The sequence below is a fragment of the Rhizobium johnstonii 3841 genome, assembly GCF_000009265.1.
Classification (GTDB): Bacteria; Pseudomonadota; Alphaproteobacteria; order Rhizobiales; family Rhizobiaceae; genus Rhizobium; species Rhizobium acaciae.
This window is the reverse complement of the sequence record NC_008378.1, coordinates 419,324-446,323: the sequence shown is the minus strand read 5'-3', so window position 1 is coordinate 446,323 and position 27,000 is coordinate 419,324. Positions and strand designations below refer to the sequence as shown.

24 protein-coding genes are annotated in these 27,000 nt (G+C 61.2%); 9 read left to right on the top strand and 15 right to left on the bottom strand.

Going from position 1 to position 27,000, the window contains the following annotated elements:
* The 15 genes from RL_RS34970 to RL_RS34900 form a co-directional block, all read right to left on the bottom strand.
* Window positions 1-2,064: a hydantoinase/oxoprolinase family protein gene (locus RL_RS34970; protein WP_011649177.1), complete on the bottom strand. Its 2,064-nt coding sequence runs from the start codon at window positions 2,062-2,064 to the stop codon at window positions 1-3.
* A 193-nt stretch (window positions 2,065-2,257) separates the two neighbouring features.
* Window positions 2,258-3,196, bottom strand: coding sequence for a nitrogen assimilation transcriptional regulator NAC (gene nac, locus RL_RS34965; protein WP_011649176.1), 939 nt, complete (start codon window positions 3,194-3,196; stop codon window positions 2,258-2,260).
* Between the two features lie 79 nt (window positions 3,197-3,275).
* A complete protein-coding gene (locus RL_RS34960; protein WP_011649175.1) occupies window positions 3,276-4,484 on the bottom strand; it encodes an aspartate transaminase in 1,209 nt (402 codons plus the stop codon).
* Window positions 4,485-4,525: 41 nt separating this feature from the next.
* The gene (locus RL_RS34955) at window positions 4,526-5,269 is read right to left on the bottom strand and encodes a branched-chain amino acid ABC transporter ATP-binding protein (RefSeq protein ID WP_041937000.1); all 744 of its coding nucleotides are present in this window, start codon (window positions 5,267-5,269) and stop codon (window positions 4,526-4,528) included.
* The gene (locus tag RL_RS34950) at window positions 5,259-6,032 is read right to left on the bottom strand and encodes an ABC transporter ATP-binding protein (protein WP_011649173.1); all 774 of its coding nucleotides are present in this window, start codon (window positions 6,030-6,032) and stop codon (window positions 5,259-5,261) included. The genes RL_RS34955 and RL_RS34950 overlap by 11 nt, the downstream gene beginning before the upstream one ends.
* A complete protein-coding gene (locus RL_RS34945) occupies window positions 6,029-7,015 on the bottom strand; it encodes a branched-chain amino acid ABC transporter permease (protein WP_011649172.1) in 987 nt (328 codons plus the stop codon). The genes RL_RS34950 and RL_RS34945 overlap by 4 nt, the downstream gene beginning before the upstream one ends.
* A gap of 42 nt (window positions 7,016-7,057) precedes the next feature.
* A complete protein-coding gene (locus RL_RS34940) occupies window positions 7,058-7,930 on the bottom strand; it encodes a branched-chain amino acid ABC transporter permease (RefSeq protein ID WP_011649171.1) in 873 nt (290 codons plus the stop codon).
* A gap of 21 nt (window positions 7,931-7,951) precedes the next feature.
* On the bottom strand, window positions 7,952-9,145 hold the full coding sequence (locus RL_RS34935) for an ABC transporter substrate-binding protein (RefSeq protein WP_011649170.1): 1,194 nt from the start codon (window positions 9,143-9,145) through the stop codon (window positions 7,952-7,954).
* 432 nt (window positions 9,146-9,577) lie between these two features.
* The gene (locus tag RL_RS34930; protein WP_011649169.1) at window positions 9,578-10,612 is read right to left on the bottom strand and encodes an L-idonate 5-dehydrogenase; all 1,035 of its coding nucleotides are present in this window, start codon (window positions 10,610-10,612) and stop codon (window positions 9,578-9,580) included.
* A 9-nt stretch (window positions 10,613-10,621) separates the two neighbouring features.
* Window positions 10,622-12,028 (bottom strand): TRAP transporter large permease, encoded by a 1,407-nt coding sequence (locus RL_RS34925; RefSeq protein WP_011649168.1) that lies wholly within the window; start codon window positions 12,026-12,028, stop codon window positions 10,622-10,624.
* A gap of 4 nt (window positions 12,029-12,032) precedes the next feature.
* Window positions 12,033-12,605, bottom strand: a complete 573-nt coding sequence (locus tag RL_RS34920) for a TRAP transporter small permease (RefSeq protein ID WP_011649167.1) — start codon at window positions 12,603-12,605, stop codon at window positions 12,033-12,035.
* Window positions 12,606-12,833: 228 nt separating this feature from the next.
* A complete protein-coding gene (locus RL_RS34915) occupies window positions 12,834-13,808 on the bottom strand; it encodes a sialic acid TRAP transporter substrate-binding protein SiaP (protein ID WP_011649166.1) in 975 nt (324 codons plus the stop codon).
* Window positions 13,809-13,831: 23 nt separating this feature from the next.
* Entirely contained in the window at window positions 13,832-14,590 is a 759-nt protein-coding gene (locus RL_RS34910; protein WP_011649165.1) for a FadR/GntR family transcriptional regulator, read from the bottom strand.
* Window positions 14,591-14,781: 191 nt separating this feature from the next.
* Window positions 14,782-15,087 carry a hypothetical protein gene (locus tag RL_RS34905; RefSeq protein WP_011649164.1) on the bottom strand — a complete coding sequence of 102 codons (306 nt, stop codon included), beginning with the start codon at window positions 15,085-15,087 and terminating at the stop codon, window positions 14,782-14,784.
* Window positions 15,088-15,280: 193 nt separating this feature from the next.
* Window positions 15,281-15,985 (bottom strand): transcriptional regulator NanR, encoded by a 705-nt coding sequence (locus tag RL_RS34900; RefSeq protein WP_003550397.1) that lies wholly within the window; start codon window positions 15,983-15,985, stop codon window positions 15,281-15,283.
* 138 nt (window positions 15,986-16,123) lie between these two features.
* Between RL_RS34900 and oiaX the strand changes: the two genes are divergently transcribed.
* The 9 genes from oiaX to RL_RS34855 all read left to right on the top strand — a co-directional run bounded on the left by oiaX (window position 16,124) and on the right by RL_RS34855 (window position 26,961).
* The gene (oiaX, locus tag RL_RS34895; RefSeq protein ID WP_011649162.1) at window positions 16,124-17,419 is read left to right on the top strand and encodes a 3-oxo-isoapionate-4-phosphate decarboxylase OiaX; all 1,296 of its coding nucleotides are present in this window, start codon (window positions 16,124-16,126) and stop codon (window positions 17,417-17,419) included.
* 5 nt (window positions 17,420-17,424) lie between these two features.
* Window positions 17,425-18,762 carry a four-carbon acid sugar kinase family protein gene (locus RL_RS34890; protein WP_011649161.1) on the top strand — a complete coding sequence of 446 codons (1,338 nt, stop codon included), beginning with the start codon at window positions 17,425-17,427 and terminating at the stop codon, window positions 18,760-18,762.
* A 133-nt stretch (window positions 18,763-18,895) separates the two neighbouring features.
* Window positions 18,896-19,723 (top strand): phosphogluconate dehydrogenase C-terminal domain-containing protein, encoded by an 828-nt coding sequence (locus RL_RS34885; RefSeq protein WP_011649160.1) that lies wholly within the window; start codon window positions 18,896-18,898, stop codon window positions 19,721-19,723.
* 75 nt (window positions 19,724-19,798) lie between these two features.
* Complete coding sequence (locus RL_RS34880) at window positions 19,799-20,740, top strand: D-ribose ABC transporter substrate-binding protein (RefSeq protein ID WP_003550404.1); 942 nt, start codon at window positions 19,799-19,801, stop codon at window positions 20,738-20,740.
* Between the two features lie 73 nt (window positions 20,741-20,813).
* Window positions 20,814-21,458, top strand: a complete 645-nt coding sequence (locus RL_RS34875; RefSeq protein ID WP_011649159.1) for a DUF2291 family protein — start codon at window positions 20,814-20,816, stop codon at window positions 21,456-21,458.
* A complete protein-coding gene (locus RL_RS34870) occupies window positions 21,455-23,005 on the top strand; it encodes a sugar ABC transporter ATP-binding protein (RefSeq protein ID WP_011649158.1) in 1,551 nt (516 codons plus the stop codon). The genes RL_RS34875 and RL_RS34870 overlap by 4 nt, the downstream gene beginning before the upstream one ends.
* Window positions 23,002-24,066 carry an ABC transporter permease gene (locus tag RL_RS34865; RefSeq protein ID WP_011649157.1) on the top strand — a complete coding sequence of 355 codons (1,065 nt, stop codon included), beginning with the start codon at window positions 23,002-23,004 and terminating at the stop codon, window positions 24,064-24,066. Before RL_RS34870 ends, RL_RS34865 begins: the two co-directional genes overlap by 4 nt.
* Window position 24,067: 1 nt before the next feature.
* Window positions 24,068-25,102 carry a Gfo/Idh/MocA family protein gene (locus tag RL_RS34860; RefSeq protein WP_011649156.1) on the top strand — a complete coding sequence of 345 codons (1,035 nt, stop codon included), beginning with the start codon at window positions 24,068-24,070 and terminating at the stop codon, window positions 25,100-25,102.
* Entirely contained in the window at window positions 25,099-26,961 is a 1,863-nt protein-coding gene (locus tag RL_RS34855) for a D-apionate lactonase (protein WP_011649155.1), read from the top strand. Before RL_RS34860 ends, RL_RS34855 begins: the two co-directional genes overlap by 4 nt.
* The last annotated feature ends 39 nt before the right edge of the window (window positions 26,962-27,000 follow it).

Sequence of the window (27,000 nt, the reverse complement as noted above, 5' to 3'; positions counted from 1 at the left end):
TTAGCGAATGTTGATCACGAGGTTGCCATGGGCATCCACATGGAAGGCGCCGCTTGGCCCGACGACCGCAGTCGATTCACGCTGCTCGACGATTGCCGGACCCCTGACCTCTTCGCCGACGGGAAGCTTGTAATGGTCGTAGACCGCAGTCTCGGTAAAGCCGCCGATCTCCTGGAAGTAGACCTTGCGGCTGCCCTTCTTCGCGTCGGCAACGACGGTCTCGTGCGGGCGCGTGACCTGATCTTTTTTGCCGCCGGCGCGCAGGCGCCAGGTGATGACCTCCAGCGGCGCGGCAACGGTACGGCCAAACAGTTCATGGTACAGCTTGAAGAAATTGCCACGGAGCTCACTGAGGAATTCCTCCTTCGGCAGGTTCCGGTCAGGCAGAACCACGGTGATCTCGTGGCCCTGGCCGACATGGCGCATGTCGACGGTGTAGCGGTTGCTGATCGTATCCTTCGGCACGCCCGCCGCCGACACGACTTCGGCACCTTGGGCCGAGAGTTCGTCCAGCAGACGGTTCATGGCGTCCATATTCCAAGCGTCGAGTGCCATCGGATGGCTTGCGGACAGATCGACCGCCACGGGAGCGATCAACAGGCCGATCGCCGAGCTCACGCCTGCACCGGTCGGGCAGATGATGCGGGAAATGCCGAGCTTGCGGGCGATGCCATAGGCGTGGACCGGACCGGCGCCGCCGAACGCGACCATGGGCAGCGAACGGGGATCGACGCCGAGATCGGTCGCATGCATGGCGGCCGCCTTGCTCATGGATTCGTTGACGAGGTCATGGATGCCCCATGCGCAGCGTTCGACCGAGACCTCGAGCGATGCGGCAAGTTTGGCCATCGCCTCGTGGGCGGCTTCCTTGGAAACTTTGAACGAGCCGCCGACGAAGGATTCGGTGCCCATGTAACCGAGCAGGATGTCGGCATCCGTGACGGTCGGCTGGGTGCCGCCGCGCTGGTAGGCGGCCGGCCCGGGCATGGCGCCTGCAGAGTGCGGGCCGACGTCAAGCAGACCGAGAGGGTTTTTGGCCGCAATCGAACCGCCGCCCGCGCCGATCTCGATCATCTGGATCGACTGGATCTTCAGCGGGAAACCGGATCCTTTGCGGAAGCGCTGATAATGGGCGACTTCGAGGTCGGTGCCGACATTCGGCTCACCGTCGGGGATCAGGCAGAGCTTCGCGGTCGTGCCGCCCATGTCGAAGGACAGGACACTCGCCTCACCTGCCGTGCGGCCGAACTCGGCAGCGGCCACGGCGCCGGCCGCAGGGCCTGACTCGATCAGGCGTACCGGCAGTTCTGCGGCACGCCGGCTCGGCACCAGCCCGCCCGATGACGTCATCCAGAGGACCTGCCGATCGATGCCCTTCGCAGCGAACTCACGCTGGAGATGAGCGACGTGCCCAGCCATCTGCGGCCTGGTATAGGCATTGACAACAGTCGTCGACGCGCGATCGAACTCGCGCATCTCAGGGCAGACTTCGGAAGAAAGCGAGACGAAGATGTCAGGGTGTTCTTCGCGCAGCAGCGCTGCGACGCGCTGCTCGTGCTGGGGATACTTGTAGGCATGGAGAAGGCAGACGGCGACGGAGCGGATGCCCTTCTCCTTCAGGCGGCCGGCGATTTCTCGCACCGTCTCTTCCTTGAGCTCGGTCATGACAGAACCGTCAGCCGCGATACGCTCTTCGGCGCCGAAGCTGTTTGCGCGGGTGACCAGCGGGTCGGGATATTTGATATTCAGGTCGTAGAGGTCGTAGCGCCCTTCGTTGCGGATACGCAGCATGTCCTGAAAACCGTCGGTGGTGACGAACCCCGTCTCGACGCCCTTGCGCTCGAGAACCGCGTTGGTGACGACGGTGGTGGCGCCCAGCACTTGCAGGTTCTCGATGGCGATGGTGCCCGCGAATTTTTCCAGCAATTCGGACACACCCTGCACGACTGCTTCTGCAGGATTCTTTGGCGTGCTCAGGACCTTGTGAAGGTGAAGGTCGCCCTTGTCGTCCAGGAGCGCGAAGTCGGTAAAGGTACCGCCCGTGTCGAAAGCCAGTTTTGCCATGTTGTCCTCGAAGCGACTGTTCGGCGCGGCAGGCGCCGCTATGCGGATCCGATGCCCGGACCCGGTGTCTGCTTGAAGGTTAGGGGAATGCCCGGCGCGTTGGCTAACACAACTACAGTCTGCCGCTATAGGGTTTGCTTATGGCGAAGCGGAGATACGCCGTCAGATCGCCGTTGCGAGGATTGGCCGCGGGCTAAGCCGGCCTGATTCCGGGGTGATGACTGCTCATGAGCTTGCCCACGACATCGAGGAGAACCGACCGCGCAGCGATGGCGGGTTCCGACAAGGGAAGATGATCGGCGACGCAAAGCGACACGGTCGCGTCAATCACCGGCTTCGTCAGCGCCCGCACCTGCGCGCCTGAAAAGATCGCAGTCTCGGTGACCACCGAAGCCGGCAGAATGGTCGATCCAAGCCCATCGAGGACGGCCGCGCTGAGGGCCGGAACGGATTCGATTTCCGCGACGACATCAGGTGTGGCTCTCGCTCTCGCCAGGGCGTCGTCGATCAGCCGCCGGAGCAGATGTGCCTTGCTGGGAAGCAGCAGCGGAATATCCTGGAGGGCAGAGAGGGGAAGCGGCGCACTGCTCTCGCCGGGAAGTTCGATTCCCGGCGGCGAGACAAGGAACATTTCCTCGCGAAACAATGGCTGCAGGGTGACGCCCTTGATCGGGGCAGCGGCATAGATCAGCGCCATATCCATCTTGCCCGTCATGATCAGTTCGCTGAGGATCTGGCCGAAACTGTCATTGATGTGGACGACGATATGGGGATGCCTGGCCTTCATCTCCTTGAGGATCGGCAGCGACAAGGCGCTTGACGAGGAATAGGTCGCAAGCCCGATCGAGACGCGGCCCGCCACCGATTTGGCGGCCTGATCGATGTCGACCTGCGCCTGCTCGATCTGCTTCAGCATCAGTTGCGCATGCCGATAGAGGATGAGCCCCGCCTCGGTCGGCGTAATGCCGACATTGCTGCGGATGAGAAGCTTGTGCTTGAAGTGCGCTTCGAGAGCGGCAATCTGCTGCGACAGTGCCGGCTGGGCCGTCCTCAGAAGGCTTGCTGCTCGCGATACGCTGCCTGTATCGACGATCTTGACGAAGCTCTTCAGTTTTCGGAAATCGACGCTCATTGCCACCGGCTTCTTGTTTCACGAAAAAACGTAAAGCCTGCGGCCGGTGGGGCGCAAGGCCCCGCCAGCCTCTTTGCAGTCAATACAGGTCGGCAACAGCCCGTTCAATGCGATCGCATGCCTGCGTGATTGCCTCCATCGACGTTGCGATCGAGAGACGGAAATGAGGCGATACTCCGTAGGCGGCACCCTGCAGCGCCGCGACCCCGACGCCATCGAGCAGATAGAGCACGAAATCGAGGTCTGTCTCGATTGTCTTACCTTCGGGGGTCTTCTTGCCGATAACACCAGCGCAGTTCGGAAACAGATAGAAAGCGCCGTCAGGCACCAGGCAGGAGAGGCCTGGCACCGCGTTGAGCCGTGAGCACGCATAATCCCGGCGCTTTCTGTAGACCGTCACGCTTTCCGTGACGAATGACTGGTCCGAAGACAGCGCATAGGCGGCTGCGGCCTGACTGACCGACGACGGGCAGGACGACATCTGCGACTGCAGCTTGTTGATGGCTGCGATCAAGACGGCCGGACCCGCCGCGTAGCCGATACGCCATCCGGTCATGGCGTAGGACTTTGAGACGCCGTTGGTGAGCAGAACACGCTCCTTCAGTTCCGGGACGGCGGCCACCAGCGTCGTCATCGGCTCGTCCTTGAACCAGACCTGGTCGTAAATGTCGTCGGAAAGCACGAAGACGTGGGGATGGCGCAGCAGCACTTTGCCGAGGGCTTCGAGCTCGCTCCTGTCATATGCCGCGCCCGTTGGATTGGACGGCGCGTTGAGAACCAGCCACAAGGTCTTCGGCGTGATCGCTCTTTCCAAAGCCTCCGGCGTGAGCTTGAAGCCTGTTTCCTGTGGGCATTCGATAATGACCGGCTTGCCTTCGTTGGCGATGACCATATCGGGATAGGAGACCCAGTATGGTGCGGGGATGATCACCTCGGCATTGTTTTCCACGCTCGCCATAAGCGCCAGAAACAGAATCTGCTTGGCGCCGCCACCCACGCAGATTTCGTTGTCTGCGTAGCTGAGGCCGAGCCGGCGCTTGATATCGCCGATGATTGCCTTGCGCAGCGCCGGCGTGCCGTTGACGGCGGTATATTTGGTTTCGCCCCTGTCGATGGCCGCGTGCGCCGCGGCCTTGATGTTGTCAGGCGTATCGAAGTCCGGCTCGCCGACGGTCAGGTCGACGATATCGCGGCCGGCTGCCTTCAGTTCGCGAGCCCGGGCTGCCGCAGCCGTGCTTGGCGAAACCTTGATTCTGGACACACGCGATGCAGGCACAAAAGTGCTCATTGAGATTTCCTCGATTATGATTCTTGAGAGGCGGGACCGCCTCAGTGAACGGCTTCGGTTTCGCCGCGCATCTTCCCGGTCAGGAACAGTTCGCCGAGCTCGTCATGGGTGATGTCTTTCGGCAGGCCGTCCCAGATGACTTTGCCAAGTCTCAGAATGACCGCGCGCTCCGCCACTTCCATGGCTTTCTTGGTGTTCTGTTCAACCAGCAGGATCGTCATGCCATCTGCGTGAAGTCGAAGAAGTTCGTCGAAGACGATACCGATCGCAGCCGGCGACAGCCCCACGGACGGCTCGTCGACCAGCAGCACTTTCGGCCGCTGCAGCACCGCCATCGCCACCTCGAGCAGTTGCTGCTCGCCGCCGGACATATTGCCTGCGAGCGTCGCACGGCGATTCTTCAGGATCGGAAAGAGGTCGTAGACGTAATCGCGGTCGGCCTTCACCTTGGCGTCGCGGAGGGTATAGGCGGCCATCTGAAGATTTTCATCGACACTCATCACGGGGAAGTTGCAGCGCCCCTGAGGCACGAAGGAAATCCCCTCGCCCAGAATGGATCTCGACTTGCTGCCGGCGATATTCTTGCCGCGCCAGTCGATGCTTCCCTGCTTGATGGTGGTCATGCCGTAGAGCGTCTTGAGAAGAGTGGACTTGCCCGCCCCGTTCGGCCCCATGAGCGCCACGAACTGTCCGGCGGGCACGTCGAGATCGACGCCGTTCAGAATATCCAGATTGCCGTAACCTGCGCGCAGGTCGCGGATCAAAAGTTGCGAGTTACCCTCCAAGATAGGCCTCCCTGACGCGCTGATCCTGAATGATGTCGCCTGGCAAGCCTTCGACGAGCTTGGCTCCCTGGTCGAGCACGATGACGCGCTGGCAGATGCTGGTGACGACATCGATATTATGCTCGATCACCAGGAAGCTCACGCCAAGCGACTTGTTCGCATAACGGATGGTGTCGACGACGCGTTCGATGATCTTCGGATTGATGCCGGCCATCGGCTCATCCAGCAGGATGAGCTTCGGTTCGGGCATCAACATGGATGCGAACTGGATAAGTTTCTGCTGTCCGCCCGACAGATTGCCCGCCGGCTGATGGCGCACATCCCAAAGACCCGCCATCTTGATGAGGTCGCGAGCTCGCTCCCGGAGACCACCGACGCGCTGCCGGGACATCTTTCCGAGACCGAAGGTCGAGGTGATGGACGGGAAGGTGAACATCTGACCGGCGATGACCAGGTTCTCCTCGACATCGAGCGACCGGAAAGTGACGGTCTTCTGGAAAGACCGCAGCATGCGACCTTCCCTGGCGATGCGGTTCAAGGACCAACCGGTGATATCCTGTCCATCAAGGACGACCGTGCCGGTGTCTGGCTTTGCAAGGCCGGTGCTGCAATCGAAGAAGGTCGACTTGCCGGAGCCGTTCGGTCCGATCAGGCCCGCGATCTCACCTCGATCGATGTGAATGCTGACATCGTTGACGGCCTTGACCGCACCGTAGGACTTGCTGAGGTTCTTGATCTCGAGAAGCGGAAGATGACTGGTCATTTCGCGCCTCCAATCGCATTCCAGAAACGATTGATCAGCGGCGCGCAGCCCTTCTTGAACCAGAAGACGAGGACGAGAAGGCAGACACCATAGGCGATCATGCGCAGTTCGGGTGTAATGCGCAGCGCCTCCGTCAGCCCGACGAAGAGCAGGCTTCCGAAGACAGTGCCGGAAATCATCCCCGCCCCGCCTCCGAGCACGATGATCAGCATCGTGGTCGAATAGTACATCTGGAAGGTCAGCGGGCTGACGACCGTCAGGTAATAGGCGTAGAGGCAGCCGCCGACCCCGGCAAACACGGCGCTGATCATGAAGACGATCAGCTTGTAGTGCCAGGTGGGAACGCCGAGAGATTCGGCGAGCGTTTCGTTCTCACGGATCGCCACCATATTGCGCCCGGCCGGCGAGCGGACGATTGCCCAGACGGCGAAGGTGGCAAGCGTCCCGATAATCAGGGCAAGATAGTAGAAGTTCGTCGTACCGGACACCGTGAACGAAAGCGGGCCGAGCTCGAAGTATGGTTTTGGAATGCTCGATAGTCCCATGTCGCCGCGCGTCAGCGAGACCCAGTTCTTGGCGATTGCCTGGCCGATGATCACGAAACCGAGCGTACACATGACGAAGGACGTCGAGCGCAGACGCAAGGCGGGAATGCCGAGCGGAAGAGCAAGGGCCCCGGAGACGGCGCCCGCGGCGATGAGATTGACGTAGAACGGCGTTCCGTAGGTGACGGCGAGAAGACCTGCCGTATAGGCGCCGATGCCGAAAAACGCGGCCTGAGCCAATGACAGAAGACCGGTGTATCCCACAAGCAGATTGAGCCCGTGAGCCGGAAGCATGAAGATCAGGGCGATGATCAGGGAATGGGTGATGTAACGGCTGCCGATGAACGGCGCGGCAAGTGCCAGGACGACCAGGACTGCGGCGAGCGGTATGCGAAGGTCGCGCCTGCGTGCCTGTTGAGCGGTTTCCGTGAGAGACATATCGAGTCCTCGGTCGTTCGAGAAAGATGGCGGGCGCAGCTGCTAGAAGCGCGCCTGCGTCGAAAAGAGGCCATGCGGTCGCCACATCAGCATCAGGATCAGCGTGGCGAAGCCGACCGTGTCGCGGAATTGCAAGCCGACATAGGTGGCGACCAGGCTCTCGGCAACGCCAAGGATCATCGCCGCGACGAAAGTTCCACGCACATTCCCCAAACCGCCCATGATAATGATCGGCAGCGTCTTGAAGGTGATCAACTCGCCCATGCCGCCATAAACACTGACATTGACCGGCGCCGTCAGAACACCCGAAAGTGCGGCGAGGGCCGCCCCCAGCATGAAGGTTCGAAGCACCACCTGTGGCACATCGATGCCGACGACGCTGCAGCACTCGACGTTCTGGGAAACGGCGCGCATCGCCATTCCGAGGCGGGTGTAGCTGACCATCAGTTCGAGGCCGATGAATACCAACAGGCAGACGACGAGAATGAGAATGCGCTGCTCGGCCAGACTGAAGCCCAGGATGGAAACCGGTTCGATATAGCCTCCGGCGAAGAACTTGTAGCCTCCGCCGAAGACGAGAATGATGGTGTTCTGCAGGATCAGCGCGATGCCAAGGGTGGCGAGCACGCCCGACTCCGCGGGCGCGCCGACCATCCGGCGCATGACGAGTTGCCCGACCACATAGGCAACGGCGATTGTCGCAAGAACGCCCACGACAATCGACACTTCGTAGGACAGGCCGAGATAATCGATCGCAAACCAGGCCCCGAACGTGCCGAGCATGTAGTATTCGCCGTGAGCAAAATTGATGGCTCTCAGCACGCCGAAAATCATGGTCATGCCGACGGCGACGATGGCGTAAACGGAACCCGTGACGATTCCATTCACAGATTGCTCGAGTATGGTCGAGAGCATGGGCCTACTCCTCCCGGCAGATTAGTTGGCAGGATATTGAATGTCCGCGGTATATGCACCCTTGATGCTCGGCTTGCCGTTCTCGATCTGCAGTAGGATCATCGGCAGGCGGGCCTGGTTGTGGTCGTCGAAAGTGACTTCGCCGACCGGGCTCTTGTACTTGATCTTCGAGAGTGCATCGCGAACCTTCACCTTGTCAGCACTGCCGGCCTGCTTGATCGCCGCGGCGAGGAGGTTGACGGTATCCCAGTGAACGTAGGCGTGGTTGTTCGGGGCTTCGTTGTAGGTGGCAGTGAACTTCTCGACGAAAGCCTTGCTTTCAGGCGAGTCGAACTGCGGAAGCCATGCGGCGGCTTCGACGGCACCTTCGAGCGCCGACGGGGCTGATTTGATGGTCTTTTCCGTGTTGAACTCGCCATTGCCGATCAGCGCGACCTTGCCGGCTATTCCGAGTTCGATCATCTGGCGGGCGATGATGGGCGTCGTATCGGCGAGGCCGTACATGATGATCGCCTGGGCGCCATTGTCGCGGATCTTGGCGAGAACGCTGCGGAAGTCGACTTCGCCTTCCTTGTAATAGTCTTCGCTGAGGATCTCACCCTTGAAATCGGGCAGGTACTTCTTCGTGAAGGTGATCGCCGAGCGGCCATAGTCGCTGTCGACCGAGAGCACCGCGAACTTGGTGAAGCCGCGCTGTTCTGCGGCATATTTGGCGACGATCAGCGCCCGGTTCTCATCTGTCGGATAGTTGCGATAGGTCCACTTGAAACCGCCGACACCGGCCTGATAGGTGATCTTCGGATTGGATGAGGCCGCATTCAGGAGAAGCACTTCGGCATCTTCCGCGACGGGCTGGATGGCAAGCGTCACCGAGCTGGAAACATCGCCGATGATGAAGTCGACGCCATCCTGGTCAATCAAACGACGGGCGGCCGAAACGCCTTCGACCGGCGTGCCCTGGCTGTCGGCGTTGAGGAGTTCGATTTTCATCCCGTCGATGCCGCCGGCATCATTGATGTCTTTGACGGCGAGTTCGGCTCCATGCATTGAAAATGCGCCGTAGCGCGCATTCGGACCGCTCATCGGCGCGACAAGTCCGAGCTTGATCGTCCCGTCCGCTGCCAGCGCGATAGCCGGCAGGCCGGAGACGGTCACGGCCAGCGAAAGGACCGCTGTAGAAATGAAAAGTGCTCTGCGGCTTACGGTAAGTTTCATGTTCCCACTCCATGTTCTCGGTTGCAAACGCTTGGCATATGGCCCAGCGTAGTCCTGACCGCTTTCCGCGGTTCTTATCGCGTCAGCCCAGCGCTGACACCGTCACAGTAGGTTCAGGGAAGCGTCGCTGGCCAACACAACTCCACTCTGCCGCTATAGCGTTTATTTATAGCGAAGCGATCGATTCGGCATTGCCGGAACGGTTCGCCGTCCCGGCCGGACGAGCCGTCGGGCGACAGTGACGATGTCGCCCCTCATCACTCGGATCCTGCGCTCCACTCGCGATAGGCGACGTGGATCTTTGCTCCGATCGTCGTGAAAGGCTGCGGTGGCAATACCGTCGGGGCAGCCAGGCGCGCGTAGACGCGTCGGCCGGGCGGATTCGATTGCTCATCGCCCCGCCGAGCACAGGCGTGAGTTCGGCGACGCGCTCTAAAAAGTCAGTTGCACCTTGCAGGCGGCCGCGCGGTCGCCGGCGAGGGTGAAGGCTGCGGTGGCTTCTTCGAGCGGCAGGCTGTGACTGATGATCGGCCGCACATCGATCTTGCGGCTGGAGATCAGCTCGACGGCAGTACCGAACTCCTCGTGGAAGCGCTGCGTTCCGTGGAGTTGAAGCTCCTTGCCGACGATGGCGTTGAGCGGGATCGGGACGTCTCCTGTGACGCCGACCTGCACGATCGTTCCGCGCGGCCTGATGGCGGCAATTGCGCCGCGGATGGCCGGGGCGGCGGCCGAGCATTCGAAGACGAGATCGAAATAGCCCTTTCCCGCCTCGAATTCGGCAAGCGCCTGGGCGTTTTTGGAAACATTGATCGTGCGGCTGGCGCCCATCGCTTTGGCCCGGTCCAGCGCCGCGTCCGCGAGATCTGTCACCACGATCTCGCTTGCATGGTGATAGGAGGCGACGGCAACCATCAGGGCGCCGATCGGGCCGGCTCCGGTGACCAGCACGCGTTTGCCTGTGATATCTCCTGCGCGCGATGCCGCGTGCAGGCAGACGGAGAGCGGCTCGCTGCAGGCCGCTTCCGCGGCGGTTGTCGCAGCTCCGACCGCAAAGCATTGCTTGGCCGGCACCACCAGCCATTCCCGGAACATGCCCTGCTCATGCGGCAGGCGCATCGCACTGCCCATGAAGCGCATGTCCAGGCAGTGGATCGGCATGTTTTTCTGGCAATATTCGCAATGCCCGCAGGGTTGGCTGGGATTGACCGCCACCAGCGTGCCAGCCTTCAGATCGACGCCCTCGCCCGCTTGGCTCACGGTCCCCGAGGCCTCGTGGCCGGGTATGATCGGCTCGCGAACCCGGACAGGCCCGAAGCCGCCGTCCTGATAATAATGCAGGTCGGAGCCGCAAATCCCTGCGGCCGCCATTTTGAGAAGCACCTCCCCGGGACCAGGGGCCGCAACCGCGGCGGTCTCGATCCTGAGGTCGCCCTTTTGGTAAAGCCGTGCCACACGTGTCCGCATCTTCCACTCCTATCTCAGCAGCCCGAGTTGCTGCGGCAGCCACAGCGATATGGCGGGCACGAAGGTGATCAGGATCAGCGCCAGGAAGAGCGGCACCAGCCAGGGCAGGATCGCCATGGTCGTGCGTTCGACAGAAAGTTTCGCGACCCTCGACAGCACGAAAAGCACCATGCCGAGCGGCGGGTGCAACAGACCGATCATCAGGTTCAGCGTCATGATGAGGCCGAACTGGACGGGATCGATCCCGAATTTCAGGACGATCGGCAGAAGGATCGGCACGAGGATGGTGATGGCCGCGATCGTGTCCAGGAAGCAGCCGACGAAGAGCATCAGCAGGTTCACGAGGATCAGGAAAACCCATTTATTGTCGGTGATCGACAGGATTGCATCGGACAGCAGCTGGGCCGCCTGGCTTACCGTCAGCAGCCATGCGAAGACCGATGCCGCGGTGACGATGAAGAGAACGGATGCCGTCGTCTCGATCGTATCGAAGCTTGCCTTGGCGAGCGTCGAGGGCGTCATCGTGCGGTAACGCACCAGACCGAGGAACAGAGACCAGAGGACGGCTGCGACGGCTGCCTCCGTCGGCGTGAACCAGCCCATCGTCATGCCGCCGATCAGGATGACGGGCGTCATCAGCGCCATGACGGCGGAGAAGCGGAAATACCAGTCGAGGGCTAGAAGGAGGGCAAGAGCAATGCCCGCCGCAACATTCATCGATACGCCGGCCCGCATCATCAGATAGATGGCCAGCGGCACCGCCAGGACGACGACGATTTCCATCCCCGCCGATAGGAGCTCTCTGACATTAAACGGCGCATCCGAGCCCCACCGCTTCTTATAAGCAAAGGCGGCGACCGTGATCATCATCAACAGCGTCATGACGATGCCGGGCAGGATGCCCGCCATGAAAAGAGCGCCGATCGAGACGTTCGCCATCATGCCGTAGATCACGAAAGGCAGCGATGGCGGGAAGATCGGGCCGAGCGTTGCCGAGGCCGCCGTCACGCCGACCGCGGCCTCGACCGGATAGCCGTGATCCTTCATCGCCTTGATCTCGATCGTGCCGATACCCGCGGCATCGGCAAGCGCGGTGCCCGACATGCCGGAGAAGATCACCGAACCGATGATGTTGACCTGCGCGAGACCGCCCTTCATCCAGCCGACGAGAGCAACGGCAAAGGAATAGATGCGGCCGGTGACACCGGCCGAGTTCATCAGGTTGCCCGCGAGGATGAAGAACGGCACGGCGAGCAGCGGGAAGCTTTCGACGCCGGCGATCATGCGCTGGGCGACGATAATGTCCGGCGCGACGCCATAAAGGACGATGTAGAGCACGGATGCGACGGCCATCGAAATGGCGACGGGCACCCCGATCAGCATCAACACCAGGAACGAACCTAGAAGCAGCAGCATCTGATCAACCCTCGACGGTCTGGAATTCTTCGGGGCGCTCCAGAACGGAGTAGCCGCGGCGCATGTTGGCGATGAAGACGATGACCGCGCGGATCAGCATCAGCACGAAGGCGACGAGAACGCTGTAGAAGACGATGTTGCGCGGCAGGTCGATGGTGACCATCTGCTCGTCCGCGACGATGTCGACGTAACGCCACATCAGATGGCAGCCATAGGCGAAGAAGCCGATGCGGACGATATCGACGAAAGTGGCGAGCACGCGCGCAAGGCTTGCCGGCATATAGTGATAGAACACATCCACCTGGATATGCCGCGAGGTGCGCACGCACATGACGGAACCGAGAAAGACGACGCCGATCAGGCAGTTGATCGCGATCTCCTCGGTCCATGCGTAGCTGTCGTTCAGCACATAGCGCGTGAAGAATTGCAGGAAGACGCAACCGGCCATCAGCCAGAAGACGAGCAGCGTGATCCAGTCTTCGATAGCGTAATCCGAGACGTTAGCGGTCGGCGCGTGTCCTTCGAACTCGTGACCGATTTCTTCGGCCGTAATTTGCGTATGGATTTCTTGCGACATGATCGGCCCTGTTCCAGTTGGGGAAGAAGGAACGCGGCGCTTGGGCTGCGGCCCTTTTGGACTGCTGACAAAGCCCGTTCTTTGCTCGCCGTCATCCTCGGCCTTGTGCCGAGGATCTGCCACGTGTCGATCGGAGCAGATGCTCGGGACAAGCCCGAGCATGACGAAGGAAGAGTTGGCGGGCTTTGCTAGCGAAGGGCGCCGCGCTTGGACGCCGCGCCGCGAGTTTTACTGGATCGCGCGGATTGCTTCCCAATCGGCCTTCTCGTAGCCGAAATCCTCGAAATTGACCTTTTCCATCACGGTCTTTTCGAAATCAGCCTTGTCGACCTCGGCGACGTTCAAGCCTTTTTCCTTGAAGGTCGCAATAAGACCGTTTTCCTTGCCGGCGATCGTCTTGCTCGTGCGCTCGGCGGCCTCCTGCATGACCTCGCCGAAGATCTTCTTGTCCTCGTCGGAAAGGCTCGCCCACCGCGTCTTCGAGATCACGGTGTTGAGGTGATCGACGATGTGGCCGGTGAGGATGATGTTCTTCTGGACTTCGTAGAACTTCTTCGCCTCGATCGTCGTCAGCGGGTTTTCCTGTGCCTCGACCGTGCCGTTCTGCAAAGCGAGATAGACTTCGGCAAAGGCGATCGGCGTCGTGTTGGCGCCGCATGCGCGCGGCATGGCGAGATAGGCCGGAACGTCAGGCACGCGGATCTTCAAGCCCTGCATATCGGCGCATTTGGCGATCGGCTTGTTTGATGTCGTGTGGCGCGTGCCGTAATAGCTGACGGCGGCGATGTGGTTGCCGGTCTTGTCTTCATAGCCTTTGGCAAGACGTTTGAAGACATCGCTCTTGGTATAGGCGATCAGGTGATCGGGACCGCGGAAGATATAGGGGAAGTAAGTCACGCCGATCGGCTTGTAGTCGCGGGCCGCAAAGCTCGATCCCGAGATGATGACATCGACGGTCCCGAGCTTGAGGCCCTGGTTGATGTCGGCTTCCTTGCCGAGCTGCGATGCCGGATAGACCTCGATCTTGTAGCGCCCGTCGGTGCGCTTGTTGATCTCTTCTGCGGCCCATACGGAATCCGTGTGGAAGGGCTCTGACGTTTCATAGACATGCGCCCATTTCAGCACTGTCTGGGCCTGCGCGATTGCGCTACTCGCCATGATTACGGCTGCGGTGCAAAGTATCGTTGCCAGTCTGCTTTTCATTGCTCTCTCCTCCCGAGCTTGGGTTAAGTCTTGGCAGTTCCTTTCGACGGCCGCTTGTTGCGTCCGCGCTCCTCTTCCCCCGAGAACTCCTCCCCGAAGCTCTCGGAAAACCTCTTCTGCGACATGGTGAGATGAGCGCGCATGGCAGCCTTGGCGCCGGCTGCATCGCCGGCGGCGATCGCGTCGCGAATGGCGCGATGCTCGTCCAGGGCGCTACGCCATGTCGTAGGCCCCTCGAAGTGGCTGGCGAGCCTTGCGAAATAAGGCGTCATGCGCATGTCGAACATCTCGCCCGTGACGCGGATCAATGTCGCATTGCCGACGATGGCGGCAATGCCGGTGTGGAAGGCGCGATCGGCATCGAGCACTGCGATCGCATCGTTGACCACACCACCCATGCGCGTCAGAGCTTCATCGAGCAGCGCGATATCGTCCGGTTTGGCGCGGCCTGCAGCTTCTTCGGCAATGGCGCATTCGATGAGGGCGCGCGCCTGCAGCAGCTCGAACGGGCCCTCCACCGGCTCTCGCTCGGCCCCAGTGACGGTCGCAGCATGCTGGCGCACCACATAGATGCCGGATCCCATGCGGATGTTGACGAGGCCTTCGACCTCCAGGACGATCAGCGCCTCGCGGACGGTCGGGCGTGAAACCGACAGTTGCTCCGCCAGGTCGCGCTCGGCCGGCAGCCGCTGGCCGACGGCAAGCTCGCCGCTGGCGATCATCAAGCGAATCTGATCGGCGACCTGCCGGTAAAGGCGGCGTGATTCAACAGGCGAAAACATCGTGGCCTCCCTAGGCGAGCTTCTCCTCAAGCGCGCAGCTGGTCAACTGGCCTGACCAATTAGTACTTGAATAGCATTGCTGGAGTTGTGCGTCAATCCGCCGCATAAACTCAGAAGGAGAGTTCAGACCATAGGCAAAGCCCCGGCGCAGAAAACCCCGCCGAAGCGGGGTTTTCTGCGAAGAGGGGTGATCAATTGTTATGCGCTGCGCAGGCCTCATCCATCGGCGTGGCGTTGCTTGTGCCGCCTTGCGTTTGAAGATTGCTGGAATTGTTAACGGGGTTGGGGCACTTGGTCCTGCCTGTTTTCATCGTGCCGCCGGTCGTGGAGTTTGTCGTGGTTGAATCGGTCGCCATCGGTGTTTTGACCTTCGCGCCACCCTGATCGACGTGGTTCTTGTCGATCGTAGCCCCGGCCGGCGCCGGATTGGATTGCGCGAAAGCAGATGTGGCCATGCCGACAGCGAGAAACGAAGCTGCTACGAGTTTCATACGCATCTGATGTCCTCCTTAGGATCTTTGCGTGATCTTTCGGAACTTCGCCGGCACGTCATTGTTCCCTACCAGCTGCTTACAAATGCGCGATACGCTCGGCAAATGCGCGCGCGGCCGAGGATCAAGGGTGAGACGGGTCAGGAGACGAGCGACGGCCAGGTATGCCAGCCAAGGGTGGTCGCCGAGTTCGTGAATATTACTTCGCGTAAAGCGCTCGCGACCGCTCGAGATGCTTGAGGAGTGCCGTTTCCGAGCCATCCACGTCGTTTGCTTCAAGGCGGTCGACGATCTCGTCGTGTTCGGCGAGCGTGAATTTTTCCTTGCCGGTCCAGATCAGCATCTCGGTATGATATTCCTTCAGCCAGGCAAGCATTGCTTCGCTGACGGCGACGTAGATCGGGTTGCCTGATATCTGCGCGATGCGGGTGTGGAATTCCATGTCCGCGTCGATGAACTCTTCTGCCCGGCCAAGCGACATGCGCTGGCGTTCGATGACATTCCTGAGGTCAGCGATATCATTTGCGGAGGCCCGCTGCGCCGCCTCGCGCGCCATGCCCCGCTCGAAGAAGATGCGCGCGCTCTTCAGATATTCCAACGAGTCCGACGATTGCGACAGCATGATCTTGGCGGTGAGATCGACCTGACGGAATATCGACTTTGCCGTCAGCCTGAGGACCTTCGCCCGCTCGCCATGCGAAATGCTGACAAGACCTTTATTGGCAAGGGACTGCATCGCCTCCCTGATCGCCGGCCGGCCGACGCCGAAGCGTTCCATCAGCACCCGCTCGGACGGCATTTCGTCGCCGGGCTGAAGCTCGCCCGAGGTGATCATTCGCTCAAGTCGATCAAACACTTCGTCAGAGAGTTTCCGGCGGACGATTTGTTCGAGGGGTTGGGTCATCACATCTCGCTGGCTCAAAATGTTTTCTCCTAACAGTTTCCGTGTCGAGAACAAAGCTGTCGGCGAAATTTTGCGGATCCGAAGATTCTACTTTTCATAAGTTGGAATACTCATTATACCAGATCACGAGTTGACGCCATGGCAATCTGCGTGGCGAGAGGAGCAACCGCCAGTTTCATGATGATTACCCTGACCTACCGTATCGAAACGCCCGGCAGCGTCGAGGCGATGGCGGAAAAGATCGCGAGCGACCAGTCGACGGGAACCTTCGTTCCCGTCCCCGGCGAGACCGAAGAGCTGAAATCGCGTGTCGCCGCCCGTGTCCTGGCGATCCGTCCGCTCGAAGGCGCCAGTCATCCGACCTGGCCCGAGGTCGCCCCCGGCACGCTGCTTCATCGCGCCGATGTCGACATCGCCTTTCCGCTGGACGCGATCGGCACGGACCTTTCGGCATTGATGACCATTGCGATCGGCGGCGTCTATTCCATCAAGGGCATGACCGGCATCCGCATCGTCGACTTGACGCTGCCCGAAGCCTTCAAGAGCGCGCATCCGGGACCACAGTTCGGCATCCCTGGAAGCCGCCGCCTCGCCGGCGTCGAAGGTCGCCCCATCATCGGAACGATCGTCAAGCCGGCGCTTGGTCTCAGGCCCCACGAAACGGCGGAACTCGTCGGCGAGTTGATCTCATCCGGCGTCGACTTCATCAAGGATGACGAAAAACTGATGAGCCCCGCCTATTCGCCGCTCAAGGACCGCGTTGCGGCGATCATGCCGCGCATTCTCGATCACGAGCAGAAGACCGGCAAGAAGGTCATGTATGCCTTCGGCATCTCGCATGCCGACCCCGACGAGATGATGCGCAACCACGACATCGTCGCCAAGGCCGGCGGCAACTGCGCCGTCGTCAACATCAACTCGATCGGCTTCGGCGGCATGAGCTTTCTGCGCAAGCGCTCCAATCTAGTGCTGCACGCGCATCGAAACGGTTGGGACGTGCTGACGCGCGATCCGGGCGCCGGCATGGATTTCAAGGTCTACCAGCAATTCTGGCGGCTGCTGGGGGTCGATCAGTTTCAGATCAACGGTATCAGGGTCAAATATTGGGAGCCGGACGACAGTTTCGTCTCGTCCTTCAAGGCCGTCAGCACGCCGCTCTTCGACGCCTCCGATTGCCCGCTTCCGGTTGCCGGTTCGGGCCAGTGGGGAGGACAGGCGCCTGAGACCTATCACCGGACCGGCCGCACCATCGATCTTCTCTATCTCTGCGGCGGCGGCATCGTCAGCCACCCCGGCGGCCCGGCGGCCGGCGTTCGGGCCGTGCAGCAGGCATGGCAGGCAGCCGTCGCAGACATCCCGTTGGAGGTCTATGCCCGGGATCACCCGGAACTCGCCGCCTCGATTGCAAAATTCAGCGGCGGCAAGGGCGCGTGACCGCGATGGATGGACCTCTCGTCAGCTATTACGGGGACGACTTCACCGGCTCCACCGATGTCATGGAGGCCCTGGCGTCGAACGGTGTCTCTACCGTGCTCTTCCTCGACGTTCCGACACCGGAACTGCTCGCGCGCTTTGGGGATTGCCGCGCAATCGGCATTGCCGGGACAAGCCGCAGCGAGACCCCCGCATGGATGGGAGAGTACCTCACGCGCGCTTTCGAATGGCTGAATTCGCTCGGCGCTGACATTTGTCACTACAAGGTCTGCTCGACCTTCGATTCCAGCCCCGAAATCGGCAATATTGGCAAGGCGATCGAAATCGGCCGCTCGGTGTTCGGGCAATCCGTCGTGCCCGTCATCGTCGGCGCACCGCAATTGAAACGCTACACGGCATTCGGCAATCTCTTTGCCGCTTACCAGGGCCGGATCTTTCGCATCGACCGCCATCCCGTCATGAGCCGCCATCCGGTGACCCCGATGGACGAGGCGGATCTTGCGGTCCACCTGTCGAAGCAGACCCGGCTTCCCGTCCTGGTCGCCGATCTCGTCGCCATCACCGCGACGGACGCCGATGCGCGTGTCGACGAACTGGCGTCGGCTTTACAAGGGATCCTGCTCATCGATGTCGACTCCGAGGCGACGCAGGAGGCTGCTGGTAGGCAGCTGCTTCGTGTCACCGGCCGTTCCGGAAGTTTTGTCGCCGGCTCCTCGGGTGTCGAATATGCCCTGCTCAGCGCATGGCGGCGGAGCGGTTTCATCGGCAGCAGCGGCGCCGAGTTTCCCGATATCGGCCCGGTCGACCGCCTCGCCGTCGTGTCGGGCAGCGTATCGCCGACGACCGAGCGCCAGATCCGGACGGCTGTCGAGAACGGCTTCGAGAGTATAGCGCTCGATCCGCTCACCCTGGTCTCGGAGCATGGCGAAGGCGCGGTAAATGCTGCGGTGGAGGCTGGAACGCAGCAGCTCAGGCAAGGCAAGAGCGTCATCCTGTATACCGCGCTTGGACCGTCCGCAGACCGCGGCGCCGACATAGACAGGCTTCCAGGCGCTCGTCACCGGCTCGGGAGCGCGCTCGGCACGATCTTGCGCCGCCTGATCGAGAACGAAAGGCTTTCACGTGCGGTCGTCGCCGGCGGTGACACATCAAGTCATGCACTCAGGCAGTTGAAGATCGACGCGCTGACGACGCTTCTGCCGCTGCCCCAGACGCCGGGTTCTCCGCTTTGCCTTGCGCATGGCGACTATCAGCCGACGAACGGCCTGCAGATCGCGCTCAAAGGCGGCCAGGTCGGGACGGACGGCTATTTCGTTCAGATCCGTGAGGGAAGGAAGCACTGATGGTTTTCCTTCGGTATCGGCCGAAACGTGCGATCGCAGAAAAACGTGACTCTAACAAATTAAGCAGTGATATGGTGATTGACTCATCATACCAGTTTGTGGTCCTATTGAGAACGGAAAAGGTGAGGAAAACATGACTAAGATTGCCCTCTTCGGCGCAGGCGGAAAAATGGGATACCGGCTCGCCAAAAATCTCAAAGGCTCGCGTTTCGAGGTCCGCCATGTCGAGGTGAGCGACGCAGGCAAGGCCCGTTTGAAGAACGATCTCGGTGTCGATTGCGTCCCTGTCGATGCCGGGCTCGACGGCGCTGAGGTGGTGATCCTTGCCGTGCCGGACACGGCGATCGGCAAAGTCGCGGCAGGCATCGTCGACAAGCTCGCAGCAGGTACCATGGTGATCGCGCTGGACGCTGCGGCTCCCTTTGCCGGCCACCTGCCGAAGCGTGATGATCTTACCTATTTCGTCACCCATCCCTGCCATCCGCCGATCTTCAACGACGAGACGGAGATGCAGGCGAAAAAGGACCACTTCGGCGGCCTCTTCGCCAAGCAGCATATCGTTTCGGCGCTGATGCAGGGTCCGGAAAGCGCCTATGCGCTCGGCGAGGAAATCGCCAAGCTGATCTGGGCCCCGGTCATGCGCTCGCACAGGGTCACGGTCGATCAGCTTGCCATGCTCGAACCGGGTTTGTCGGAAACCGTCTGCGCATCGCTGCTCGTCGTCATGCGACAGGCCATGGACGAATGCGTGGCACGCGGCGTGCCGGAACAGGCCGCCCGCGACTTCCTGCTCGGCCATATGAACGTACTCGGCGCGGTCATCTTCAAGGAAGTCGAGGGCGTGTTTTCGGATGCCTGCAACAAGGCGATCGAGTTCGGCATCCCGGCGCTGATGCGCGACGACTGGAAAAAAGTATTCGAACCGCAGGAGATCGCCGAAAGCATCCGGCGCATCACCTGAACCGGCTTGGGGAGGCAAGCCCTCCCCTCAACCGCCCCAGGGAGAAGGGGCTTTAGTCACAACAGGGAGGAAAATATGAAACTGACGCGCAGACTGACACTTGCAGCTTTTGCCGGCGCATTGGCGCTCGGAACGGCTCTTCCGGCCTTTTCGGCCGATCTCATCGCCATCATCACGCCGGCGCATGACAATCCCTTCTTCAAGGCCGAAGCCGTCGGCGCCGAAGCCAAGGCGAAGGAGCTCGGCTACGAGACGCTGCTCATGACGCATGATGACGACGCCAACAAGCAGTCCGAAATGATCGACACGGCGATCGGGCGCGGCGCCAAGGCGATCATCCTCGACAATGCCGGAGCTGACGCCTCCGTCGCGGCCGTCAAAAAGGCGAAGGATGCAGGCATCCCCTCCTTCCTGATCGACCGCGAAATCAACGCGACTGGCGTTGCCGTCGCCCAGATCGTCTCGAACAACTATCAGGGCGCCCAGCTCGGGGCGCAGGAATTCGTCAAGCTGATGGGCGAGAAGGGCAATTACGTCGAGCTGGTGGGCAAGGAGTCCGACACCAATGCCGGCATCCGCTCGCAAGGCTACCACGACGTCATCGACGACTATCCGGATCTGAAGTCCGTCGCCAAGCAGTCGGCCAATTGGAGCCAGACGGAAGCCTATTCGAAGATGGAAACCATCCTCCAGGCAAATCCCGACATCAAGGGCGTCATTTCAGGGAACGACACCATGGCCATGGGTGCGATCGCAGCGCTGCAGGCTGCCGGCCGCAAGGACGTGATCGTCGTCGGCTTCGACGGTTCCAACGACGTGCGCGACTCCATCAAGTCGGGCGGCATCAAGGCAACAGTCCTGCAGCCCGCCTATGCGCAGGCTCAGCTGGCAGTGGAACAGGCCGACGCCTACATCAAGAACAAGACGACGCCAAAGGAAGAGAAGCAGTTGATGGATTGCGTTCTCATCAATGCCGACAATGCCGGCAAGCTCGAAACCTTCGCCCTGACGAACTGATCAGCCGCGAATTGCGGAGGGCGCAGCACTGCGCCCTCCGCAATGCATTTCGCAAGACGTCGAGGTTCACTGCATGTTGAGAATGAAGGGCGCCCTGCTCGCTGCCGTCGTGGCGGCCGCCTTGCCCGGTTGCAAGATCATCAAGACGCCGACGGCTGAGGAAAAGGCGGCGGCAGCGGCCAAGACCGCCTTCGACCCGAATGCAAAGGTCGAGGCGATCTGGCAGTCCGAGGCAGTGCCCTATTTCGAAAAGCGCGCCGGCGACCTCAAGGACGTCATGCAACTGGCAGCCTCCAGCCCCGACGCCGCAGGCGAGAAATACGGCAACCCCCGCAAGCAGAGCAGCTCGCCATGGACCTATGCGGTGAAGATCACCGGCAAGGTTGTTGCGGCCGATACGGCCTCGCGCGCGGCGACGCTCGATATCGACGCCGATGGCGACGGCAAGGCCGACGCCAAGGTGCAGATCGGGCCGGCGCTGCGCGGCACGGCGCTGCGCGACACGCTGGAGTTCGTCAATTTCAACGAATTCAAGAACCAGATCGAGTGGGCGCAGTTCGGCAAAGCCTTCAACGAGAAGGCCAATACGGCCTTTCTCTCCGCCATTCCGCGTGAGGGCCTCGCCGGCAAGACGGTGACCGCGATCGGCGCCTTTCCGCTGCCGAAGAGCGGCGAGCTGCCGCTCATAACACCTTCGGAACTGAAGGTCGGCCCATGACCACAGCAGAGGCACAAAAGGACGATGTCATCCTGCGCCTCGATGACGTGTCGAAGGTCTATTCCGGCATCGTCGCCGTCAAGCGCGCCAATCTCGAGCTTCGCCGCGGCGCGGTGAACGTCCTTGTCGGCGAAAACGGTGCTGGCAAGTCGACGCTGATGAAGATCATCGCCGGTGTCGAGCGTCCGACGCTCGGCCGCATTATCCTGGATGGCAAGCCCGTATCCTTCGACAGCCCGGCGCACGCGCAGGCGAATGGCATCGGCATGATCTTCCAGGAGCTCAATCTCTTCGCCAACATGTCGGTCGCCGAGAACATCTTCGCCAGGCGTGAGATCACCCGCGGCATCCTCGGCATCGATCACAAGGCACAGGTGCAAAAAGCCAATGCGTTTCTGAAGCGTCTGGATGCCGGAATCGAGGCGGATACGATGGTCGAGGATTTGCCGATCGGCCAGCAGCAGCTCGTCGAGATCGCCAAGGCGATGTCGTTGAATGCCCGTATCCTGATCATGGACGAGCCGACGTCGGCGCTTTCGGCAGCCGAAGTCGAGATCCTGTTCAAGGTGATCGCGGAACTGAAGGCCCAGGGTGTGGCGATCGTCTATATCTCGCACCGGCTCGAGGAGCTGATGCGGATCGGCGACTACATCACGGTGCTGCGTGACGGCCAGGTCACCGGTGAGGCAATGGTCCGCGACATCGACACACGCTGGATCGTGCGCTCGATGATCGGCTCGGATGCCAAGGATTTTGCAAAATCCGTGGACCACGCCGTCGGAGCCGAGGTCTTTCGCGCCGAAAACATCAGCCTGCCGCGGCCGACGGGTGGGCTTTCGGTCAATGATGTCTCCCTGTCGGTCAAGGCAGGCGAAATCCTCGGCATCTACGGCCTGATGGGCGCCGGGCGCAGCGAATTCTTCGAATGCGTGATCGGCCGGCACACACACTCGACCGGCAAGATCTTCATCGACGGCAAGCATGTTCGCGCCCGCGACACCACGCGGCGCATCCGCCGCGGCCTTGCGCTCATTCCGGAAGACCGGCAGCGCGAAGGTCTGGTCCAGGTGCTCTCCATCGCCTCCAATCTGACACTGGCGAGCCTTGGCCGCTTCACCCGGCTCTTCCATATCGACAGGGGTGCGGAGAAGAGTGCCATTCGCGATGCAATCCGCGATCTTTCGATCAAGGCGCCGAACCCGGATTTCGAGGTGACCTCGATGTCGGGGGGCAATCAGCAGAAGGTCGTCATCGGTAAGGCGTTGATGACCAATCCGAAGGTGCTTCTGATGGACGAGCCGAGCCGCGGCATCGATGTCGGCGCCAAGGCCGATGTCTTCCGCACCATGCGGCGGCTGGCGGCAAACGGGCTCGCCATTCTGTTTTCAACTTCCGACCTTGAGGAGGTCATGGCGCTTTCCGATCGCATCGCGGTCTTGAGCAACGGCCAGCTGGTCGCCGTCTTCGACCGCAACGAGGCGACGGAAGAAGCCATAATCGCGGCTTCGGCCAAGGGACACGGACATCAAGGGAAACTCGCGTCATGATGGCGGCTACATCAACCACTCTTGCGCCGAAGGGCGCCAACGGCTCGGCACTTCTGACACTGATGAAGCTCAGGACGTTCATCGCGCTGTTCGCTGTCATCATCTTCTTTGCGATCTTCGCCCCGAACTTCACCTCGACGGCGAACATGATCCTGATGTCGAAGCATGTGGCGCTGAACGCCTTCCTGGTGATGGGCATGACCTTCGTCATCATCACCGGCGGCATTGATCTCTCGGTCGGATCGATCGTCGGGCTTTGCGGCATGGTCGCCGGCGGCCTGATCCTTTACGGCATCGAATTGCCGATCGGCTACACCATCTTTTTCAACCTCTTCGAGATCGTGCTGATCACCTTGTCGATCGGCCTGCTCATCGGTCTGATCAACGGCCTGCTGATCACCAAGCTCAACGTCGCGCCCTTCATCGCCACGCTCGGCACGCTCTATATCGCCCGCGGTCTCGCTTTGCTGTCATCGGACGGCCAGACCTTTCCGAACCTTGTCGGCCGGCCTGAATATGCCACGACCGGCTTCGATTTCTTCGGCGCAGGACGCATTCTCGGCCTGCCGGTGTCGATCTGGATCCTGATCGTGCTTGCGCTGCTGGCGGCCTATGTCGCCCGCTCGACGCCGATCGGCCGTCATATCTTCGCCGTCGGCGGCAATGAGCGTGCCGCGCGCATGTCCGGTATCCGGGTCGATGTCGTGAAGATCTTCGTCTACATGTTCTCCGGACTTTGCGCGGCAATCGTCGGCGTCGTCATCTCCTCCGAGCTGATGGCAGCCCATCCGGCAACCGGCGAAAGCTTCGAACTCAATGCGATTGCCGCAGCCGTGCTTGGCGGCACCTCGATGTCGGGCGGCCGCGGCACGATCGGCGGCACGATCATCGGCGCCTTCGTCATCGGCATCCTCTCCGACGGGTTGGTGATGATGGGCGTCTCCTCCTTCTGGCAGATGGTCATCAAGGGCCTGGTCATCATCATCGCCGTCGTGGTCGACCAGGCGCAGCGCCGCCTGCAGCAGCGCGTCACCCTCATGCAGATGGCAAAGGCAGGTTGATATGACGGAATTGAAAGGGGCTTTGATCGGTTGCGGCTTCTTTGCGATCAACCAGATGCATGCCTGGAACGACGTTCGGGGCGCCGGCATCGTCGCGATCTGCGATCGCGATCCGGAGCGGCTGAAGATCGTCGGCGACCAATTCGGCATCGATCGCCGCTATGGCGATGCCGAGGCTTTGTTTGCCGACGGCGGTTTTGATTTCGTCGACATTGCCACGACCGTCGAAAGCCATCGCTTTCTCGTCGAAATGGCGGCTCGGAACAAAGTGCCGGCTATCTGCCAGAAGCCGTTCGCCAAGACCTTGTCGGACGCGAAGGCGATGGTCGAGGCGTGTCGCAATGCCGGCATACCGCTGATGGTGCACGAGAATTTTCGCTGGCAGACGCCGATCCAGGCTGTACGAAAAGCCCTCGATTCAAATGCCATCGGCACGCCCTTCTGGGGCCGTTTCTCCTTCCGTTCGGCTTACGACGTCTTCTCCGGCCAGCCCTATCTCGCCGAAGGCGAACGGTTCATCATCGAAGACCTCGGCATCCATACGCTCGATATCGCCCGCTATATCCTTGGCGACGTTCGATCGCTCACGGCCCGCACCAAGCGGGTCAATCCCGGAATCAAGGGCGAGGATGTCGCAACCATTCTGCTCGATCACGAAAACGGCGCCACGTCGGTCGTCGACGTCAGCTACGCCACCAGGCTTTCCAGGGAACCGTTCCCCGAGACCTTGATCGAGCTCGACGGTTCGGAGGGCACGATCCGCCTGACCCAGGGTTACGGCCTCGAAATCACCAACGCCAAGGGCACCACCACGACCGACGTATCTCCGAAGCTGCTGCCATGGGCCTCGCGGCCCTGGCACAACATCCAGGAGAGCGTCTACGCGATCCAGCAGCATTGGGTCGATCAGTTGGAGCGCGGCGCGGAACACTCGACCTCAGGGGCCGACAATCTGAAAACTTTTGCACTCGTCGAGGCTGCCTATGACAGCGCTGCCGAGGGACAGACGATCGACGTCGGAGCGATGCTGCGATGACGATCGATGCGTTCCAGCTCTACGGCACTCATCTCGTCGATCCGCCACCGGTTCGCCTGAGAGCCGGAAAATTGGAAGCCGATCTCACCAACGGCAACCTCCGCACCATCCGCTACGGTGGGACCGAGGTGCTGCGAGCGATTTCCTATCTCGTTCGCGACCGGGATTGGGGGACGTACAGCCCTGAAATCGCCGATCTCCGGATCGAGCAGAGTGACGATCGTTTCGAGGTCGCCTATCGGGCCTGCTGCGAGGGGCCGGATGATACCAAACTCATCATCGATGTTCGCATCAGCGGAAACGCGGATCGGCTTGACTTCGAGGCCGAAGCCGTCGCCCCAACCGGCTTCGAGACCAACCGCTGCGGCTTCTGCATCCTGCATCCGATCGTCGGCGTGGCGGGTTCACCGGCGACGGTCGAGCATGTCGACGGGCAGATCGAGGCGACACGGTTTCCCGATGTCATCGAGCCTTGGCAGCCGTTCAAGGACATGCGCGCCATCACCCACGAGGTTATACCTGACGTTCAGGCGGAGTGCCGAATGGAGGGCGACACTTTTGAAATGGAAGATCAAAGGAATTGGTCGGACGCATCCTACAAGACCTATGTCAGACCGCTCGCTCTTCCCTGGCCGTATGAGATTCCCGCCAATCGGCCCGTTCGGCAGAAAACGTCGCTTGTTATCAGGGATATCAGCGGTGCTACACGGCATCCTTCAGCTGCGGCGTCAGGCGGCGCCATAAAACTCGAACTCGGGGCGCGAACCGGCACCATGCCTGATATCGGCGTGATCATTACGCCCGAAGAGGCCGATACGACGCTGTCGGCAAAGTCCGTCCTGACCGAAATCGCTCCCCAGGAACTCCTCTTCCATTTCGACCCCGGCGCCGGGCACGGCGTCGAAGCGCTCAGGCGGTTTGCCGCAATCGCCACAGTCCATCGCGGCCGCTCGACGCTGGAGATCGCCCTTCCCTGCAAATCGTCGCCGTCAAGCGAGGCGGCCGAGATCGCCCACCAGATGCGGCTGGCGGAATTCAGGCCGGATGCCATCATGATCTCGCCATCCGTCGACCGGCAATCGACGCCGCCCGGCAGCAAATGGCCGGAATGCCCGCCCCTGGATGAGGTCTATACAGCTGCCCGCGCCGCCTTTCCCGGCATTCGCATTGGCGGCGGCATGCTGAGCTATTTCACCGAACTCAACCGGAAGCGCGTGCCGGATGGACAGCTCGACTTCGTCAGCCACTGCACCAATCCGATCGTGCATGCCGCCGACGATCTCAGCGTCATGCAGACATTGGAAGCGCTGCCCTTCATCACGCGGTCGGTGCGTGCGATCTACGGCGACAAACCCTACCGAATCGGCCCGTCGACGATCCCGATGCGGCAAAACCCCTATGGCAGCCGCACGATGGACAATCCGGTGGGCGCACGCATCCCCATGGCCAATCGCGACCCGCGTCACAATGGACGCTTCGCGGAAGCTTTCGCGCTCGGTTACGCGATACGGGTGCTGGATGCCGGTCTGGAATGCCTGACGCTCTCGGCCTTGTCAGGGCCATTCGGTTTGATCGCCGGTCCGGCCGAACCGACCGAGCAAGGCGGGCGGCGCCCGCTGTTCAACACTGTGCGGGCATTGTCCCGATTGGCTGGTGCATCCTGGCAGGCATGTGTCTCCTCCTCGCCCTCCGAGGTCCTGGCTTTCGTTGCGCGGGATGCCGCAGGCGCCAGACTTCACATCGTCAATCTGACGGGCGAAGAACGAAAGGTCGATTGCGGCGCATGCCGGCCGGCAGATGCGGGCAAAGAGTTGCTGCTCGCGCCGTTTGCGACCGCAGCCTTGCCGCTGGCGGATTGACGTCCCACGCGCCAGCCGCATCTATGCAATCGGAGTTCG

Coding starts and splice junctions, on each gene's coding strand:
- RL_RS34855 (WP_011649155.1), top strand. CDS start 25,099: ATGACGATCGATGCGTTCCAGCTCTACGGCACTCATCTCGTCGATCCG.
- RL_RS34915 (WP_011649166.1), bottom strand. CDS start 13,808: ATGAAAAGCAGACTGGCAACGATACTTTGCACCGCAGCCGTAATCATG.
- RL_RS34950 (WP_011649173.1), bottom strand. CDS start 6,032: ATGACCAGTCATCTTCCGCTTCTCGAGATCAAGAACCTCAGCAAGTCC.
- RL_RS34900 (WP_003550397.1), bottom strand. CDS start 15,985: ATGACCCAACCCCTCGAACAAATCGTCCGCCGGAAACTCTCTGACGAA.
- RL_RS34940 (WP_011649171.1), bottom strand. CDS start 7,930: ATGCTCTCGACCATACTCGAGCAATCTGTGAATGGAATCGTCACGGGT.
- RL_RS34935 (WP_011649170.1), bottom strand. CDS start 9,145: ATGAAACTTACCGTAAGCCGCAGAGCACTTTTCATTTCTACAGCGGTC.
- RL_RS34925 (WP_011649168.1), bottom strand. CDS start 12,028: ATGCTGCTGCTTCTAGGTTCGTTCCTGGTGTTGATGCTGATCGGGGTG.
- RL_RS34865 (WP_011649157.1), top strand. CDS start 23,002: ATGATGGCGGCTACATCAACCACTCTTGCGCCGAAGGGCGCCAACGGC.
- nac (WP_011649176.1), bottom strand. CDS start 3,196: ATGAGCGTCGATTTCCGAAAACTGAAGAGCTTCGTCAAGATCGTCGAT.
- RL_RS34970 (WP_011649177.1), bottom strand. CDS start 2,064: ATGGCAAAACTGGCTTTCGACACGGGCGGTACCTTTACCGACTTCGCG.
- oiaX (WP_011649162.1), top strand. CDS start 16,124: ATGGCAATCTGCGTGGCGAGAGGAGCAACCGCCAGTTTCATGATGATT.
- RL_RS34885 (WP_011649160.1), top strand. CDS start 18,896: ATGACTAAGATTGCCCTCTTCGGCGCAGGCGGAAAAATGGGATACCGG.
- RL_RS34890 (WP_011649161.1), top strand. CDS start 17,425: ATGGATGGACCTCTCGTCAGCTATTACGGGGACGACTTCACCGGCTCC.
- RL_RS34870 (WP_011649158.1), top strand. CDS start 21,455: ATGACCACAGCAGAGGCACAAAAGGACGATGTCATCCTGCGCCTCGAT.
- RL_RS34945 (WP_011649172.1), bottom strand. CDS start 7,015: ATGTCTCTCACGGAAACCGCTCAACAGGCACGCAGGCGCGACCTTCGC.
- RL_RS34920 (WP_011649167.1), bottom strand. CDS start 12,605: ATGTCGCAAGAAATCCATACGCAAATTACGGCCGAAGAAATCGGTCAC.
- RL_RS34960 (WP_011649175.1), bottom strand. CDS start 4,484: ATGAGCACTTTTGTGCCTGCATCGCGTGTGTCCAGAATCAAGGTTTCG.
- RL_RS34860 (WP_011649156.1), top strand. CDS start 24,068: ATGACGGAATTGAAAGGGGCTTTGATCGGTTGCGGCTTCTTTGCGATC.
- RL_RS34930 (WP_011649169.1), bottom strand. CDS start 10,612: ATGCGGACACGTGTGGCACGGCTTTACCAAAAGGGCGACCTCAGGATC.
- RL_RS34905 (WP_011649164.1), bottom strand. CDS start 15,087: ATGCGTATGAAACTCGTAGCAGCTTCGTTTCTCGCTGTCGGCATGGCC.
- RL_RS34875 (WP_011649159.1), top strand. CDS start 20,814: ATGTTGAGAATGAAGGGCGCCCTGCTCGCTGCCGTCGTGGCGGCCGCC.
- RL_RS34880 (WP_003550404.1), top strand. CDS start 19,799: ATGAAACTGACGCGCAGACTGACACTTGCAGCTTTTGCCGGCGCATTG.
- RL_RS34910 (WP_011649165.1), bottom strand. CDS start 14,590: ATGTTTTCGCCTGTTGAATCACGCCGCCTTTACCGGCAGGTCGCCGAT.